Here is a 16,206-nt window from a genome sequence, read left to right on the forward strand (position 1 = left end):
GAGTGCTGAGCGGGCGCCAGGCCGAGCCGCCGCCCCGGGCGCCGTCCGTGGACGGTGCGGGGCGGGGTGGGACGGGGGCCGGGGCGCATGGGCTCGGCATGTCGGCCCGAGGCCTTCTCAGCGTGCCGGCCCGAGTGCGGCGACCTCGTGATGGAGGGGCAGCCGCGCCCCGCACACGGTCGCCTGGGCCTGCGCCGCGACCCGGCGCCGGTCGTCCACGTCCCCCATCGGCCGCAGTGGCCGGTGCACATTCACCCGCACCGTGAGCCCGTCGGCGCGGATCACCCGGCGCAGCGAGTGGCCGAAGTCGTCCTCGCCGACGAAGGCGGCCACCGTGGTCGGAGCGCCGTGCTGGACGTAGTCCAGGGTCACCGGGCGCACCGGCGCGCCCGCGTCCAGCGCGGCCTGGAAGGTGGCCCGGCGGAAGCTGCCGCCGGTGCCCGCACACCAGGTGATGCCCTGCGGGAAGGCCATCACCGACTGGCCGTCGCGCAGCCGGGCCGCCATCTCCCGTACGGTCGCGGGGAGTTGGCGCAGCGAGTCGCGGTCGATGTACAGCGTCCCCGCGCGGGTGACCATGGGGCCGATCAGCGGCCAGCCCGCGATCTCCCGCTTGGCCAGCATGACCACGGGCTCCATCGACAGCAGCGCGATGATGTCGACCCAGGAGATGTGGTTCGCCACGATCAGCGTGCCGGTGGTCCCCGGGGCGCTGAGCGTGCTGTCGCCCGCCACCTCCAGCCGGATGCCCAGGGAGTCCAGCAGCGCCGCCGCCCGCGCCCGCAGCGTCTCGGGCTCGGCGATCCGCCGGCCGGACACCAGCGCGCCCAGCACCGCCCGGCCGAAGACCGCGGCCCGCCGGGCGACCCGGGTGGCCGGGACGCGGTCGGCGCCGTGGGCGACACAGCCGGTGGTGCACGGCGACCAGGCCGCCCAGGCGTGTGCGGGCAGACTCGTCGCGGCCGGGACGGTCACTGGGATTCACCCAGGAAGTAGCGGCGGTAGCGGTCGTTCATCCGCTCGGTGTCCAGCAGCACGAAGAAGTCGGCGTCGTTGAAGGCCCGGTCGTGCTGCGGGGAGCCGCACATCCAGGCGCCGACCCGCAGATATCCGCGCAGCAGCGGCGGCAGATCGGCGTAGCCGGGCTCGCCGTCCAGCGGCCGCGAGGGTATCCAGGGGTCGAGCGGGTGGACCCGCATCTCCGGCGGGGCGGCGTGCTTGGTGGTGCCGAGCAACCAGGCGTTGGCGGCGGCCTGTTCGCCCTCGGCCAGCGGGACCGAGGCGCAGCCCGCGAGATAGCGGTGGCCGGACAGCAGTACATAGCGGGCCAGACCGGCCCACATCAGGTTGATGACGGCACCCGAGCGGTGGTCGGCGTGCACACACGCGCGGCCGGCCTCGACCATGGACGAGCGGACCTCGGCCGGAAGCCCGCGCAGATTGAACTCGGTGTCCGAGTAGAGCCGCTCACTGCGCCCCGGGGGCAGCAGCCGGTAGGTGCCGACCACGGTGTCCGTCGCCGTGTCCGTGACGATCAGGTGGTCCATGACCTCGTCGAACTCGTCCATGTCGCGGCCGTCGACCGCCGCGTCCAGCCGGCCGCCCCTCTCCTCGCCGAAGACCTGGTAGCGCAGCCGCTGCGCGGCGTGGATCTGCTCCTGGGTGTGGGCGATCGAGGTGACGTACGAGCTGGTGGGTGCCGTCGTGGACGTCGTGAGCACGGGCATTCCTGTTCTCCGTTCGAGGGAAGTCAGGAGCGGTGGGGACTGGGGAAGAGCGGAAGAAACGCCTCACTCGCCGTGCGGTACGCGGAGGCGGCGCGTACCGGGGGCGTCCACCAGTCTTGCCGTGGCGACGTACGTCACAGTGTCCGTGCGGTGATTCGGCGACTGCCAGTCGATGACGAAAGCATGCCGCAGGTCGGCCGTGGTTACGGAGTGGTAGTGCCGGTGCCGCCGCTGTCGTCGGCGGCGTCGGCGGCGCTGGCCGCGCCGGTGGCGTCGGTGGCGCCCGGGAGCGGGAAGCCCAGCGAATGGGCCGCGGTGGCGGGGGTGGGCTGGGACCAGTAGTCGCTCACCGCCTCGGCCGAGGACAGGGAGCGGGTTTCGGCCAGATCCAGATAGAGGACTCCGTCGAGGTGGTCGGCCTCGTGCTGGACGATACGCGCGGGCCAGCCGGTGAACTCCTCGTCCAGCTCCCGCCCCGTCTCGTCCTGCCCGCGCAGCCGGATCCGGTCCGGGCGGCCGACCACGGCCTGCCAGCCGGGGATGCTCAGACACCCCTCGAAGAACGCCGCCCGGCCGTCGCCGACCGGTTCGTAGCGGGGATTGACCAGCACCCGGTACGGCTGCGGCACCCGGCCGCGCGCCTCGCGCACCTCGGCCGTCACCTCCGCCGGGTCCTCGATCACCGCCAGCCGCAGCGGTACCCCGATCTGCGGGGCCGCGAGCCCCACTCCGGGCGCGGAGTGCATGGCTTCCCGCATCGCCGTCAGCAGCCGGTCCAGCTGGTCCGCGGCCAGCTGGCCCTCGTACGGCAGGGCCGGTCGCCGGAGCACGGGGACGCCCGCGGAGAGGATCGGCAACGGGCGGGTCCCGGAGAGCAGTTCGTCGACGAGCTCGGGCAGGGTGGTGGTCGGCATGGGGGACAGCCTGGCAAGACGATCACGCTACGGCAATTCGGGGGCGGGGGCGGGGGCGGGGGCGGGGGCGGGGGCGGGGCAGGGGCCGGGGTTCGGGTGCTCACCATCGGACAAAGGTGAACAGGGCATCGATGGGGTCCGTAGACGCTGAGGAGCCGCCGGGGAACATCCCACGCCCCCGCGGCTCGGCCGAGTCTCCCGGCTCGGCCGCTGCCGCTCCGCGGTGCTCTCCCCGTTGCGCACGCGGGGCGGCAGCCTTCCCGGCCCTACGCGGCTGGGCGGCGGCCTTCCCGGCCGCGGGGAGCGTCCGGCGGAGCTTGGCGCCTGCGGCGGGCTGTTCCCCACCCCGCCCCTTCCCGAAACTGGGGCTTCGCCCCAGACCCAGCACGGGGATTTCGCCTCAGACCCTGGGGAGGGGAACCCCGGACCCCGGGCGGGGCGCCTCAGGCCTCGGGCGGTGACTGCGCCCCGGGCCTCGGGCCGGGAGTTGCGCCCTGGGCCTCGGGTCGGGAGTTGGGTCCTGGGCCTCGGGCCGGCGCTCCGCCTCAGGCCTCGGACGGCGTTTCGCCCCGGGCCCGGGCGGGGCTCCGCCCTGGCCCCGGTCCGGTGCTCTGCCCCTTCCCGTGGCGTCGATTTGCGGCTCCGCCGCGTGGCGGGGCTTCGCCCCGGGTTCTGCGGGGTCTGGGGGCGGAGCCCTTGGTGCCAGGGAGGGGGAAGCGTCGATTTGCGGCTCCGCCCCAGGTCCTGCGGGGTCCGGCGGTGGAGTCCCTGCCATGCGGCGGAGCCGCGCATGCGTGCCGCGGGAAGGGGCGGGGTGGGGGAAAGAGCCCCCGGGCACCCCGTGGGCGGGTCGTGAGTCCTACTCGGTCCGCGAGTCCGGCTCGGTTGGCGCGCTCTGCTCGGCCCGGGACTCCGGCAGCAGCTCGCGGATGTCGTTCGGCAGCACCCCGTACAGCTTCTCCATCAGCTCCGGGTCCACGGCCGAGTCCAGCACCTCGAAGAAGGCGGCCGCCTCGCGCAGGGCCTCCTCCTCGGTGTGCTCGGTGCGCCAGGCGATCCGGCCCGCGAAGCCGGTGAGGTCGAACCGTTCGCCGTGGTCCCGCCGGTACGCCCGCTCCTCGGGCGAGCCCTCGTGCGAGGCGGCCACGCGCCGCAGCGGCTCCGCCGCCTCATGCGGCAGCTGGGCCGCCATATGGTCCGCCAGTCCGTCCGGGATGCGCTCGGCGAGCGTTTCGAGCGTCGCCCGTACCGCTCGCTCGGCGGACTGCCGGTCGGGGAGCTGGGCCCGGGCCTGGACCAGGCCCGTCATTTCTTCGTAGCGCATGGTCGGCGCTCCTCGTGGTGGTCGGGTGCCCGGCTGCTGTGCCGAGTGCCCCGTGTCGAGTGCCCCGTGCCATTCGCTCAAACCGCCGCCGGGCGGCCGGCCCCCGGAGTGTCCTCCCGCGCCGCGAGCAGCGGGCCCAGCACCTGGGTGCCGGGGCCGGTGCGCCCGCCCGGGCCCGGGAGCTGGGTGGTGTTGCCGACCGTCAGGGGTTCTCCGCAGTGGGCGCACGCGGACACCGGCCTGGTGTCCCGTCCGCAGCCGAGATGGCGGATCCGGGCCGGGGGCCCGGCGGGGTCCGCGTACCAGCGGTCGCCCCACTCCATCAGCGCGAGCAGCACCGGATAGAGCTCCTCGCCCTTGCGAGTGGCGCGATAGTGCTCACGCGGCGGCCGTTCCTGGTACCGCTCCCGGACCAGCACCCCCTCCTCGACCAGCCGGGACAGCCGGGCGGCCAGGACCTTACGCGATATGCCCAGGTCATGGGCGAGATCGTCGAAGCGGGTGACCCCGGTGAGCACATCCCGCATGATCAGTGCCGTCCAGGCGTCGCCGAACAGATCGGTGGCACGGGCGATCGAACAGGCCACATCGGCGAGCGGAGTACGGGTCATGCCCCGACCCTACCCGAGTTCCCTGAGGGAACTTAAGGGTGTTAGGTTTCTTCGGGGAACCCGGCGAGCCCGTCCGGGCCGCCCCAGGCAGCACCGGTGAATCCGCGAATCCGCGAATCCGCGCACCCCGTGAGGGAGAAGACGATGGCCGCCGCCCCGCACATCGAACTGGACTCACGGTCGCCCGAGGCCGTCGACGGCCGTCAGATCAGGGCCGTCACCTTCCAGGACAGCCGCCTCGAGTACATCCGCACCACGCTCAAGAGCGTGGACCTCTCCGCGTCCGGAAGCCGCGCCGTGGTCGTGGGCAGCGGCCGCGGGCTGCTGGCCCGCGGGGTGGCCGGTCTCGGCTTCGACGTCCTCGCCGTCGACCCCTCCGTCACCGCGACCGAGATGGCGCGCGAGGCGGGTGAGCGCGAGTACCCCGGGATCGACTACCGCACCGCGCCCGCCGAACGACTCGGCCTCGCCGACGGCGCGTTCGACCTCGCCTACTACGCGGACACCTTCGAGATCACCCCGGATCTCGACCGGGTGCTCGCGGAGGCCGCCCGGGTGCTGCGCCCCGGCGGGGTGCTGATCTACGACACCGTCAACCGCACCCTGCTCTCCCGGCTGATCTACCTCGGCGCCTTCCAGCGCGTCCCGATGACCCGGATCATGCCCGCCGGCCGCTACACGGCGGCCCGGCTGCGCACCCCCGCCGAGCTGACCGCCGCCCTGGAGCGGCAGGGGCTGCGCAACGAGGACATCTGCGACTTCAAGCCCAAGGATCCGCGCAGCCTGGTCAAGGCCACCATGGCGCGCCGCCGGGGGCGGATCACCGATGAGCAGATCCCGCCGATCGTCGACTTCGTCCTCGCTCCGGACGCCCGGCCGCTGGTCACCTACCTCGGCTACGCCCGTAAGGGCTGATACGCCCGTAAGGGCTGAGCGGTGAGTCCGGTGCCCCGCCCCGGCCGCGTGGGCGCACACTGGGCACCGTGACTCGTAAGCGCAGCGCCGGGCTCCTGCTGTACCGGGGTACGGGGGGTACGGGCCCGGCCGTTGAGGTTCTGCTCGCCCATATGGGAGGCCCGTTCTGGGCCAGGAAGGACGAGGGCGCCTGGACGGTGCCCAAGGGGGAGTACGACGAGGACGAGACCCCGGAGGCCGCCGCGCGCCGGGAGTTCCAGGAGGAGCTCGGCGTGGCCCCGCCCGGCGGGGAGCCGGTCCCGCTGGGCTCCGTGACCCAGACCGGGGGCAAGCTGGTCATCGCCTGGGCGCTGGAGGGCGATCTCGACCCGGCGGGCATCACCCCCGGCACGTTCGCCATGGAGTGGCCGAAGGGCTCCGGCCGGATGCGGGAGTTCCCCGAGATCGACCGGGTCGCCTGGTTCGGCCTGGACGAGGCCCGCCGGAAGATGGTGACGAAGCAGCGGGTGTTCCTGGACCGGCTGGAGGAACGGCTCCGGAGTGCGGAAGGCGCGGCGGGCGCGGAAGGCGCGGCGGGCGCAGAGGGTGCGCAGGGCGCGGAGGGCGCGGGCCCCGGCGGTGAATGACCGGGACCCGCGCCCACCGGATGTCATCTCACTCGGTTCCGCAGCGCACCGTGGCCGCCCCCCAGTCGGCATGGTCATGCGCGTTGCCGTCGCCGCCGTCGGTGACCCGCAGCCGCAGCCGCTGCGCGCCCTCGACCCGGGCCGCCACCGGTACGGCCGCGTCCGAGCCGCGCACCGTCCCGCCCCGGTACACCCGCTCGCCGTCGGCGTAGACCTCGAAGACGACGCTGCCGTCGGCCCCCACCTCGTCGTCCACGCCCGTCTGCGCGGTGAAAGTCGAGCAGTTGCCGCCCAGGAAGACCTCGACCGTGGAGTCGGCGTGGGTGCCGAGACCGCGCTCGTAGGCCGTGCCGTCGATGGTGAGGGTCTTGCCGTCGCCCGGCGCGGACTCGCCGTTGCTGCGGTCGCGTTCGACCGGGCCCCAGCCGTTGTCCGCGGTGATGAAGTCGAGCGTGGAGACCGCCGCATCACCGTGCGGCGGGGGAGGCGTGCCGTCGAGCTCGGCCGACGCCGAACCGCTCACCCGCGCGCCACCGGCCGAGGTCGCGCGGACATCGGCCACGGCGGGCCGCGGACCGTCCGGGCTGCCCTCGCCACGGCTGATCGTGGTCCGTACGGTCGCGGTCCGGCCCGCCGCGAGGTCGCCGAGGTCGAAGGTGCCGGGCTCGGCGGTCCACCCCTCGGCCAGGTCGAAGGCGGCCGTGGCATCGCGCAGCGGGGTGTCACAGGGGTTGCTGACGGTCAGTTCGGCCGAGGTGGAGCCGCCCGCCGGGACCGTGGTGTCGGCGGCGGTGAGCTTCGCCTCGGGGGCGCAGACCACCGGGCCGCGCGGGGTGCCGGTGCGGGCCTCGACGCCGGTGAGCGGGCGCAGCCGCAGCGTGTAGGCGTACTCCTTGGCGGGCCGCACCTGGTACTCGGGCAGCACGGTGTGGAACGTCTCGCTCACCCCGCTCACCGCGTGGTCCAGGTGCAGGGTGTTGCCTCCCGGGTCCTCGCGGAGGGCGAACGGGTAGGCGGCGCGGTCGATCCCGGTATAGGGGGTCACCCCGGCCGAGAAGTCCCCGGACACCAGGAGCCCGCCGCTGCCGTCGGACAGCGAGGCCCAGCGGATGTCCTCGTGGTTCCCGTAGTCCTGCGGTTTGGTGTATCCGGCGAACTGTTCGTCCACGTCGGTGGAGTACACCCCCACGGGGGCGCCGTCCTTGCGGTCGTTGTAGTTCTCCTGCGGCCCGCGCCCGTACCAGCTGAACCGGTCGTAGCGGTCGGGTATGCGCAGCGAGAGCCCGATACGGGGCAGATACGGCACCTTGCGCGCCGCGCCCCGGGCCTCCACGCGGTGGTCCAGGCGCAGCTCCCCGGAGCCGCTGACGGTGTAGCGCAGGGTCTGGGCGAACGAGGAGTCCTTGACGCCGGGCGCGGCGGCGGAGGAGGGCACGGTGACGATGACCTCGCCGTTCCGCTCGTCCACCGTGACCTTGCCCGGCTCCGTGCGCAGCCGGTCCAGGCCCGCCTCGCGCCAGGGCCCCTCCTCGGAGCCGATCTCATTGCTGACCGGGGCGCGCCAGGCGTCCAGTTCGGGGCCGGAGCCGAGCAGCTCCCGGCCGCCGGACTTCATGGAGACGAGCTCGCCACCGGCCCGGTCGAAGCCGTAGCTGAAGCCGTCGCCGGTGACCGTAAGGCGGTCGCCGGAGGTGGTGGCCTTCACCTTCCCCGGTGCCCGCGCGGGTGTCGTGCCCGCGAGCTGGCGGCCGCCGATGTCGAACTGCTCGACCGCCACCCGGTGTCCGGCCTTCGCCCAGGCCGTGTCCGCCGCCTGCACCGCCTCCACGGTCAGCTGCCGGTCGGCGTCCTGGGGGTTGGCGGGCGGCTCGGGCAGCTGGAGGGTGCTCCGCTCACCGGGGGCGAGGCCGAGGCCGCGGCTGCCCTGGGCGAGGGTGCGGGCACCCTCGGTGACGCGCCAGCGCAGCCGGAGGTCGCCGGTGCCGGTGAAGGACCGCTCGTTGCGCACCTCGACCCGGCCCGCGCGGACCTCCTCGCCCGAGATCCGGATCGGGGCGTGGACGGCCGCCATGGTGCGGGCTTCCGGCTGGACGGTGCGGTCGGCGGAGACCACCCCGTCGACCCCGCCGGTTCCGGCGCCGTAGGACAGGAAGTCCCCCTTACGGTCGAGCCGGTCGAAGTCGAGTGCCAGCACCGCGTCCCCGCCGGGGTCGGCGGCCAGCTGATCGGGGCTCAGCGCCTTGTGGTAGACGCGGACCTGGTCGACGGTGCCGTGGGCCATCCGGGTGCGGATGTTCTCCTGGTCGGTCTCCGGGTTGCGGCCGATGTTCACCGGCTGCGCCGAGTAGCCCACCCTGCCGGTCCAGTCGGCCGACGCGGTCTGCTCGCCGTCGATGAGCAGCCGGAGCGTCCGGCCGTCGAAGGTGGCGGAGACGCGATGCCAGGAGCCGTACCAGCCCTCTGGGACATCGGCCGACACGGTGTGCCAGTCCCCGTCGCCGTAGACGAAGAACTCCAGGGTGTCCTTGTCGCGCATCTTCAACGCATAGCCGTGGTCGCCCTTGGCGATCACGGTGAAGGAGCCCGTCCAGTCGGCGGGCTTCACCCAGGCGTCCAGGGTGAGCGCGTCCGACACCGCGTCCAGCTTCGGGTCGCGGTAGACCTCCACGAAGTCGTCGAGACCGGACAGCTCCAGTGCCTTGCCCTGGTGGCCCGCCACCAGACCGGGCTTTCCGGAGACGTACGACAGGATGTCGTTGCCGGAGGTGTCGGGGGTGGTCAGCAGCGGCTGGGTGATGTTCTGCTCCGCCCAGTCCCAGATGTAGCCGCCCTGGACCTGGGGGTACTTCCGCACCACATCCCAGAACTCCCGGAAGTTGCCGAGCGAGTTGCCCATGGCGTGGGCGTACTCGCCCATGATGATCGGCTTGGTGGTGGCCTTCGCCTTCTCCTCCAGGCCCGAGGGGGAGGGGTAGCGCGGGCCCCAGACATCGGCGAACGGGGCGTCGCCGTCCGGGCTGTTGGGCTGGTGGTAGACCGGCCGGGCCGGATCCTCGCGGTCCAGGAAGTCGGCCATCGTGTAGTGGGCCTTGCCCAGTCCGGCCTCGTTGCCGGTGTCCCACATCAGCACGCTGGGGTGGTTCTTGTCCCGTTCGTACATCGCGGTGAGACGGTCCATGAACGCCGCCTGCCACTCGGGCCGTTCCGCCAGGCAGTCGTCCGGGCAGGCGTCGTGGTGATGGGTCTCGATGTCCACCTCGTCGTCGATCCACAGACCGCGCGCGTCGGCCAGCTCGTAGAGGTACGGATCGGAGGGGTAGTGCGAGGTGCGCACGGAGTTGATGTTGAGCTGCTTCATCAGCGAGACGTCGGAGGCGGTGCGCTCACGGGTGGCGTGGCGGCCGGTGTCGGGGTCGGTCTCGGAGCGGTTGACGCCCTTGACGAGGACGCGTTTCCCGTTGACGAGGAGCTGTCTGTCCTTGATCTCGATCTCGCGGAACCCCACGGGCTGGGCGGTGGTGTGGGTGACCGTGCCGTCCGCGCCGGTGAGCCGGACGACGAGGGTGTAGAGGCGGGGTGTCTCGTCGGTCCACTTGGCCGGGTTGGTGACCTGGGCGGTGAGGGTGGTGGAGCCACCGCCGCCGCCCACCGTCCCCGACATCGTTGTCACCCTGCGTCCGCGCTCGTCGTAGAGGGTGCCGAGCACCTTGCGGTCGTCCGAGGCGCGCTCCGGGCCACTGGCGGCCACCTCGACCTCGGCGGTCAGCCGGGCGTCGCGGTACCGGTCGTCCAGATCGGTTTTGACGGTGATGTCCCGCAGATATTCGGCAGGGGTGGAGTACAGCCCGACCGAGCGGAAGATGCCCGAGAACCGCCACTGGTCGTAGTCCTCCAGATGCGACCCCGAACCCCAGCGGTGCACCTGTACCGCGATGGTGTTGCGGCCCGGGTGCAGCCTGTCGCTGATGTCGAACTCGGCCGGGGTGTAGCCGCCCTGGTCATAGCCCGCGTAGGAGCCGTTCACCCACACCAGATAGCCGCTGGTGACGCCCTCGAAGCGGAGGAACGTCCGCCGCTTCTCCCAGCTCCTGGGCAGCTCGAAGGTCTTGACGTAGGCGCCGGTCGGATTGACGTCGTGCGGGACCTTCGGGGGGTCGTCCGGATACATCTCGGTGGGGATGTTCCGGAACACCGGATGGTCCAGGCTGTCCGTCTGCCAGGTGTGCGGCACGCTCACGCTGCGCCAGCCGCCCTGGGAGGTGTCGTAGCCCTCGGTGAAGAAGTCCTTCGGCACCTCCTCGGGGCGGTCGGACATGTGGAGCTTCCAGGTGCCGTCGAGGGAGGCGGTCCAGCGGCTCCTGGCGCCGCCCGCGAGGGCTTCGGCGGTGTCGGCATACGGGGTCAGCCGGGCGTGCGCGGGTTCCTGCCCGACGGCGGTGACCTCGGGGTCCTCCAGCAGCTTGTACGCATCCGCGGGGGTTTGGGGCTGTCCGCCGCCGTCGCCGGTGCGGCGGGGACGGCGAGCGCGAGGGCCAGGGCGACGGCGGCGAGCCGGGGGAGCCGGGAGAGCGAGGGGAAACGGGGGAGGGGGAGGCGACGTCGGGGGCGTCGGGGCATCTGGTGGTCCACCCTTCTGTGGGTGTGGAAACGCTCCAGAATGAACAGGCCCGAACATTAGCCAACGCACCCCCTTGCGCCAAGATGTCCCGCAGCACTCACCGTCGGCCCGGCGCGGCTACCGTGAAAGGAGTGAGGGCCGTGCGGAATGCCGTGCCGAGCGCGGTGGGGCCGACGGAGGCACCGTGGGTATGGAGAGCACGAGGAGTACGGAGTACCTGCCCCGGCTGCGGCTGGACGAGCTGCTGGAAGAGCTCCAGGTGCGCATCGACGGGGTGCGTGGCACCCAGGACCGGGTGCACAGCCTGCTCGAAGCGGTGCTCTCGGTCGGCCGGGAGCTGGATCTGTCGCATGTGCTGCGGAGGATCGTCGAGGCCGCGGTGGTGCTGGTGGACGCCGAGTACGGGGCGCTGGGCGTCATCGGCGAGGACGAGCGGCTGGCCGAGTTCGTGCCGGTGGGCGTCGGCAAGGAGCGGGCCAAGGCGATCGGGCGGCTGCCGTCGGGCCACGGGCTGCTCGGCGAGCTGATCCGCCACCCCCAGCCGCTGCGGCTGGCCGATCTCTCGGAACACCCGGCCTCCTACGGCCTTCCGCCGAACCACCCGCCGATGCGCTCCTTCCTCGGAGTCCCCATCCGGGTGCGCGACGAGGTCTTCGGCAACCTCTACCTCACCGAGAAGCGCGGCGGTAAGGAGTTCGACGGCCAGGACGAGACGGTGCTGTCCACCCTCGCCGTGGCCGCCGGGGTGGCCATCGAGAACGCCCGGCTGTACGAGGAGGCCCAGCACCGCCAGCGCTGGCTGGAGGCGAACGCCGAGGTCACCCACAGCCTGCTGTCCGGAGTGGACGAGACCAGGGTCCTGGAGCTGATTGTCGAGCACGCCCGCCGGATCCTCTCCGCCGACCTCGGCGTGCTGATGCTGCCGGTGGCCGGCTCCGACGAGCTTCAGGTCGCGCTGGCTGCGGGCACCGACGCCGAGGCGCACCGCGGTCTGGTGCTGCCCCGCCGGGGCACCTTCGGTGGCGCGGCCTTCACCGCCTCCGAGCCGGTCACCAGCACCGATGTCCAGAACGACCCGCGGATCACGGTCGGCCCGCAGCGCTGGGACGGGCTCGGCCCGGCCGTCGCGGTGCCGATGCGGACGAGGGACGGGGTGGGCGGGGTGCTCTCGCTGGCCCGGGTGGCGGACAGCCCCGTCTTCACCCAGATCGAGACCGACACCCTGCTGGGCTTCGCGGGCCAGGCGGCGATCGCGATGAAACTGGCCGAGCGGCGGCGCGACGCCGAGCAGCTGGCTCTCCTGGAGGACCGCGACCGGATCGCCCGCGATCTGCACGACCTGGCCATCCAGCGGCTGTTCGCCGCCGGGATGACGCTCCAGTCCACCCTGCGGTTCGTCCAGCACCCGGAGGGCTCCGAACGGCTGCTGCGGGTGGTGGACGACCTGGACGACACCATCAAGATCATCCGCTCGACGATCTTCGGGCTGCGCTCGCACGAGGCGGGCCCCGCGGTCCAGGGGCTGCGGGTCCGTACCGCCAAGACGATCGAGGAGGCCGTGCCCGCGCTCGGCTTCACCCCCTCGCTGCGCACCGAGGGCCTGGTCGACACCGATGTGCCGCGCTCGGTCGCGGACGACATGGTCGCCGTGCTGGCCGAGGCGCTGTCGAACACCGCCCGGCACGCGGAGGCCGACGCCGCCGAGATCTCCCTGATCGTGGCGTCCGGGCGGCTGACCCTCACGGTCACGGACGACGGCGTGGGCATCCCCGAGGGCGGCCGTCGCAGCGGACTGCGGAACATGGCCGAGCGCGCCGAGAAGCTGGGCGGTGAGCTGGAACTCGGCGAGCCACCGGGCGGCGGCACCCGCCTGGTGTGGGCGGTACCGCTGCGGTAGGCGGTAGGCGGTGGCGCCGGGCCGGAGCGTTGGGCGGTGGCCGGTGGCGCGGCGATGGGCGGTGGCCGGTGGCGCAGCGGACAGCGCTGGCCCGTGGCGCGGGCGGCCGGCGCCGGGGCCGTGGCGCGGCGACAGGCCCCGGTCCGCGTGGTGCGTCAGCGGTGCCCGTCCAGCGCCTCGGCCGCTCCGCCGCGCGGCGTGGCCGGGCCCACCGGCCCGTAACCCAACCGGATCAGCATCTGCACATGGCCGGGCGCCGGATGGGCGTCGCTCATCGACCACCGCAGATCGGACCACTCCAGCGCCTGGTGCAGCAGGGACGCCCGGACCGCGTGCGAGGTCGCCAGCAGCAGTACGTTTTCCAGCGCCAGCCCGGCCCGCAGCCAGTCGGTGCGCCGGTCCTGGTCCGTGGTCAGCACGGCGATGGTCGGACGGGGCTCGAACGGGGTGGCGGCGGGCCGATCGCCGCCCCAGCGGCCGTCGGGCCGCGGGCCGAGGTAGTCACGCATCGGCAGCCGTCCGGTGGCGTCCCGCGGGCCGAGGGCGGCCGGGGGGATTCCGTACGATCCGGTGTCGCGGATCCAGGTACGGCTCTCGGCGAGCCGGCGCGGGTCCCCGCAGACGCGCCGCTCCGCCTCGGCGGTCAGCCGCAGCAGCCATGCGGTCTCCTCGGGGTCCGCCAGCCACAGCGCGGCCCCGTTCGCGCGCGCCGCCTCCGTCAGGTCGCACAGCACCCGTGCGGGCAGCCGGCGCGCGGAGTACGGGGAGCGGCTGCTGTGCCGCCGCCAGATGACGTCGTACAGGTCGTCGTGCCCGTCGTCATGGCGCCCGGTGCGGTCGGCGGGCGACGCGGCCAGGCGCACCGTGGCCAGCAGATCGGGCTGCGACCGGTGCGGCAGCAGCTGGACCACCGGGTCCCAGCCGAAGTGGGCCACGGCGACCCGCAGGTTGAACACGGCGGCCCCGGCGGAGACGCTGAGCGCCCGGCCCATCGGATCGGCGTACCGCAGCGCCCGCTCGGGGGCGGCCCGGACCTCCAGGGTGACGGTGTCGGGGTTCAGCCGATAGCGCCAGGGCTGGGTGTTGTGGATGGAGGGAGCGGCCACGGCCGCGGAGATGAGCTTCTCCAGGATCGCCGCGTCGAGCGTTGCGCGCTGCATGGGGTCCTCTCCTCGCCGGTGGGCCGTCAGTGGCGGTGGGCAGTGGTGGGTGGGCCGTCCATCAGGCTGGTCGAGCCGTCAGCGGTACGGGCAGGGCCGTACGGCCCTGCCCATCCCGGGCCATCCCGGGTGGGCCGGGGCCATTCAGAGTTGTCCCGGGTGGCCGTCGTCGGGGCGCGATGACGAGTGGGTCGCCAGCACCGCCGCCTGGATGCGGCGCTCCACGCCCAGCTTGGCCAGCAGCCGGGAGATGTGGTTCTTGACCGTCTTCTCGGACAGGAAGAGCCGCTTGCCGATCTGCCGGTTGGTGAGCCCGTCCCCGATCAGCACCAGGATCTCCCGCTCGCGCGGGGACAGCCCGGCCAGCACCTCGTCCCTGGGCTCCTGCGGGGCGGTGTCGCCCCGCAGCGTGCTCATCAGCCGGGCGGTGGTGGCCGGGTCCAGCATCGACTGGCCGGACGCCACCGTGCGCACCGCCGAGACCAGGTCGGACCCCTTGATCTGCTTGAGCACATAGCCCGCCGCCCCGGCCATGATCGCGTCCAGCAGGGCATCGTCGTCGTCGAACGAGGTCAGCATCAGACAGGCCAGCCCCGGCATACGGGAGCGCAGCTCACGGCAGACCGTGATGCCGTCTCCGTCCGGCAGCCGTACGTCCAGGATGGCCACGTCGGGCCGCAGCGCCGGGCCCCGGGCCATCGCGTGGTCCACGGTCCCGGCGTCGCCGACCACCTCGATGTCCGGTTCGGCGTCCAGCAGATCGTGCAGTCCGCGCCGGACGACCTCATGGTCGTCGAGGACGAACACCCTGATGGGCGTCGCCGGTGTCGCTCGTGTCGCTTCGGTCTCCGTCATGGGCTCTCGCACCGTTCGTCCGCCGTCCGCCCGGCCCCCGGTGGGAATCCTGGCGCAGCAGGTCAGCGCGGTACCAGGGCCGAACGGGCCCCCAAGGGGGCTGCCCGGCCCTCGTCCCACCCTCCCCGCGCGTGCGACGGTCACGGCATGGGCACGCAAGTGCGGGGGCGGCGGATGTGGCGGTGGCGGCGCAATCCGCTCAGACGTCGCTCGGACGTGATCGAGGCGTGGGTCGTGCTCGTGACCGGCCTGGTGATGGCGGTCGGCGGCCCGGCGGCCGGGGTGGCCGCGGGCACTGCCGTGGACGCGTCACTGCGGCAGGAGCGGGCGGACCGGCACCGGGTGCCCGCGGTGCTCAAGGAGGACGCCCCCGTCGCACAGCCCGCCGCCGACGGCTCCAACACCGGCCAGGTGCGCGCGATCGTCCGGTGGACCGGCCCGGACGGCACCGTCCACACCGGTACGGCACGGGTCCACGAGGGGAGCAAGGCGGGCAGCGCCACCGAGATCTGGACCGACGGCCGGGGCCGCCTGGTCCAGCGGCCGCCCACCCCCGAGCAGATCGCCACCCGCGCGGTGCTCGCCGGGACGTCCGCCGCGGCGGGCGTGGGCGCGGTGTCGCTGGCCGGACGCGGCGTGGCGCGCTGGCGCCTGGACCGCGCTCGCACCCAGGAATGGGGCCGCGCCTGGGCCGAGGTCGGCCCCCGCTGGAGCCGCCACATCCGCTGACTTGACGCACGGCCGTGTCCGGATGCCCAGGACCCCGGCGCGGTGCCGCTCGGCCTCCCGACCGGGGCCCGCCGGACCTCCCGACCGGGGCCCGTCGGACCTCCCGACCGGGGCCCGTCGGACCTCCCGACCGGTGGCTACCAGAAGGCGCTCCTACCGTCGCTGGGTCGTATGGGGCGCCGCCGTGAGCTGGTTGTCGAAGTCGACCACGCCCTCGATCGCCCGGATGAGGCGGGCCGCCGCCGGGATGAGGACGGCTTCCTTGACCCGTCCGGTCAGGGTGACCACGCCCTCGTTCACGCTCACCCGGACGGTCTCGCCCTGGGCCGGGAAGAGATGGGTCACCACCTCGCGGCGCACCTCGTCCTCGATGTCCTCGTCCGGCCGCAGGAACACCTTCAGCAGGTCGGCGCGGCTGACGATGCCCTCCAGGCGGCCCTCCTCGTCCACCACCGGGAGCCGCTTGACCCGCTTGTGGGTCATGATCCGCGCGGCCTCGGCTAGGGTGGCGCCCGCGTGCACGGTGATGGCGGGGGACGTCATCAGCTCGTCGGCCGTCACCGCGCCCGCCTTGGCGACGCCGGGGAGATCGGGCAGTTGCGCCACCCGAGTCGGATCGCTGTCGCGGAACTCCTCCTTGGGCAGCAGATCCGCCTCGGAGACCACGCCGATGACCCGGCCCTCGCCCTCCAGCACCGGCAGGGCGCTCACCCTCCACTGCTCCAGGGTTCTGACGATCTCCTTGAACGGCGCTTCGCGGCCGACGGCGACGACGGTATGGGTCATCACATCGCTCACGATGTGCGCACTCCGGGGCACGGCATCCTCCT

General features: G+C 73.3%; 13 protein-coding genes. 4 read left to right on the top strand and 9 right to left on the bottom strand.

Annotation, left to right across the window (positions count from 1 at the left end):
- Positions 1-117: 117 nt before the first annotated feature.
- The 5 genes from ACJX2R_RS42805 to ACJX2R_RS42825 all read right to left on the bottom strand — a co-directional run bounded on the left by ACJX2R_RS42805 (position 118) and on the right by ACJX2R_RS42825 (position 4,576).
- Entirely contained in the window at positions 118-975 is an 858-nt protein-coding gene (locus tag ACJX2R_RS42805) for a lysophospholipid acyltransferase family protein (RefSeq protein ID WP_413104459.1), read from the bottom strand.
- The gene (locus ACJX2R_RS42810) at positions 972-1,727 is read right to left on the bottom strand and encodes a GNAT family N-acetyltransferase (protein WP_262701286.1); all 756 of its coding nucleotides are present in this window, start codon (positions 1,725-1,727) and stop codon (positions 972-974) included. The genes ACJX2R_RS42805 and ACJX2R_RS42810 overlap by 4 nt, the downstream gene beginning before the upstream one ends.
- Positions 1,728-1,930: 203 nt before the next feature.
- Complete coding sequence (locus ACJX2R_RS42815; protein ID WP_413104460.1) at positions 1,931-2,641, bottom strand: peptide deformylase; 711 nt, start codon at positions 2,639-2,641, stop codon at positions 1,931-1,933.
- An 859-nt stretch (positions 2,642-3,500) separates the two neighbouring features.
- On the bottom strand, positions 3,501-3,965 hold the full coding sequence (locus ACJX2R_RS42820) for a DUF2267 domain-containing protein (protein ID WP_413104461.1): 465 nt from the start codon (positions 3,963-3,965) through the stop codon (positions 3,501-3,503).
- 77 nt (positions 3,966-4,042) lie between these two features.
- The gene (locus ACJX2R_RS42825) at positions 4,043-4,576 is read right to left on the bottom strand and encodes a winged helix-turn-helix transcriptional regulator (protein WP_413104462.1); all 534 of its coding nucleotides are present in this window, start codon (positions 4,574-4,576) and stop codon (positions 4,043-4,045) included.
- Positions 4,577-4,720: 144 nt separating this feature from the next.
- On the opposite strand from ACJX2R_RS42825, the gene ACJX2R_RS42830 reads away from it, so the two are divergent.
- Positions 4,721-5,491, top strand: a complete 771-nt coding sequence (locus tag ACJX2R_RS42830; RefSeq protein ID WP_413104463.1) for a class I SAM-dependent methyltransferase — start codon at positions 4,721-4,723, stop codon at positions 5,489-5,491.
- Positions 5,492-5,559: 68 nt separating this feature from the next.
- Positions 5,560-6,117 carry an NUDIX domain-containing protein gene (locus ACJX2R_RS42835; RefSeq protein WP_413104464.1) on the top strand — a complete coding sequence of 186 codons (558 nt, stop codon included), beginning with the start codon at positions 5,560-5,562 and terminating at the stop codon, positions 6,115-6,117.
- 28 nt (positions 6,118-6,145) lie between these two features.
- On the opposite strand, the gene ACJX2R_RS42840 is transcribed toward ACJX2R_RS42835, so the two are convergent.
- On the bottom strand, positions 6,146-10,432 hold the full coding sequence (locus ACJX2R_RS42840) for a glycoside hydrolase family 2 TIM barrel-domain containing protein (protein ID WP_413104465.1): 4,287 nt from the start codon (positions 10,430-10,432) through the stop codon (positions 6,146-6,148).
- Between the two features lie 493 nt (positions 10,433-10,925).
- Between ACJX2R_RS42840 and ACJX2R_RS42845 the strand changes: the two genes are divergently transcribed.
- On the top strand, positions 10,926-12,632 hold the full coding sequence (locus ACJX2R_RS42845; RefSeq protein ID WP_413104466.1) for a GAF domain-containing protein: 1,707 nt from the start codon (positions 10,926-10,928) through the stop codon (positions 12,630-12,632).
- Between the two features lie 155 nt (positions 12,633-12,787).
- On the opposite strand, the gene ACJX2R_RS42850 is transcribed toward ACJX2R_RS42845, so the two are convergent.
- Together ACJX2R_RS42850 and ACJX2R_RS42855 are read right to left on the bottom strand one after the other, a co-directional pair.
- Positions 12,788-13,792, bottom strand: a complete 1,005-nt coding sequence (locus ACJX2R_RS42850) for an Acg family FMN-binding oxidoreductase (protein WP_413104467.1) — start codon at positions 13,790-13,792, stop codon at positions 12,788-12,790.
- Between the two features lie 144 nt (positions 13,793-13,936).
- Positions 13,937-14,647 (bottom strand): response regulator, encoded by a 711-nt coding sequence (locus tag ACJX2R_RS42855; protein ID WP_413104468.1) that lies wholly within the window; start codon positions 14,645-14,647, stop codon positions 13,937-13,939.
- Positions 14,648-14,794: 147 nt separating this feature from the next.
- Between ACJX2R_RS42855 and ACJX2R_RS42860 the strand changes: the two genes are divergently transcribed.
- Positions 14,795-15,376: a hypothetical protein gene (locus tag ACJX2R_RS42860; protein ID WP_413104469.1), complete on the top strand. Its 582-nt coding sequence runs from the start codon at positions 14,795-14,797 to the stop codon at positions 15,374-15,376.
- Between the two features lie 153 nt (positions 15,377-15,529).
- On the opposite strand, the gene ACJX2R_RS42865 is transcribed toward ACJX2R_RS42860, so the two are convergent.
- Positions 15,530-16,195, bottom strand: coding sequence for a CBS domain-containing protein (locus ACJX2R_RS42865; protein WP_413104470.1), 666 nt, complete (start codon positions 16,193-16,195; stop codon positions 15,530-15,532).
- Positions 16,196-16,206: the final 11 nt, after the last annotated feature.

Origin of the sequence: Streptomyces sp. Inha503, assembly GCF_047215865.1 — a bacterium.
Lineage (GTDB): Bacteria > Actinomycetota > Actinomycetes > Streptomycetales > Streptomycetaceae > Streptomyces > Streptomyces lycopersici.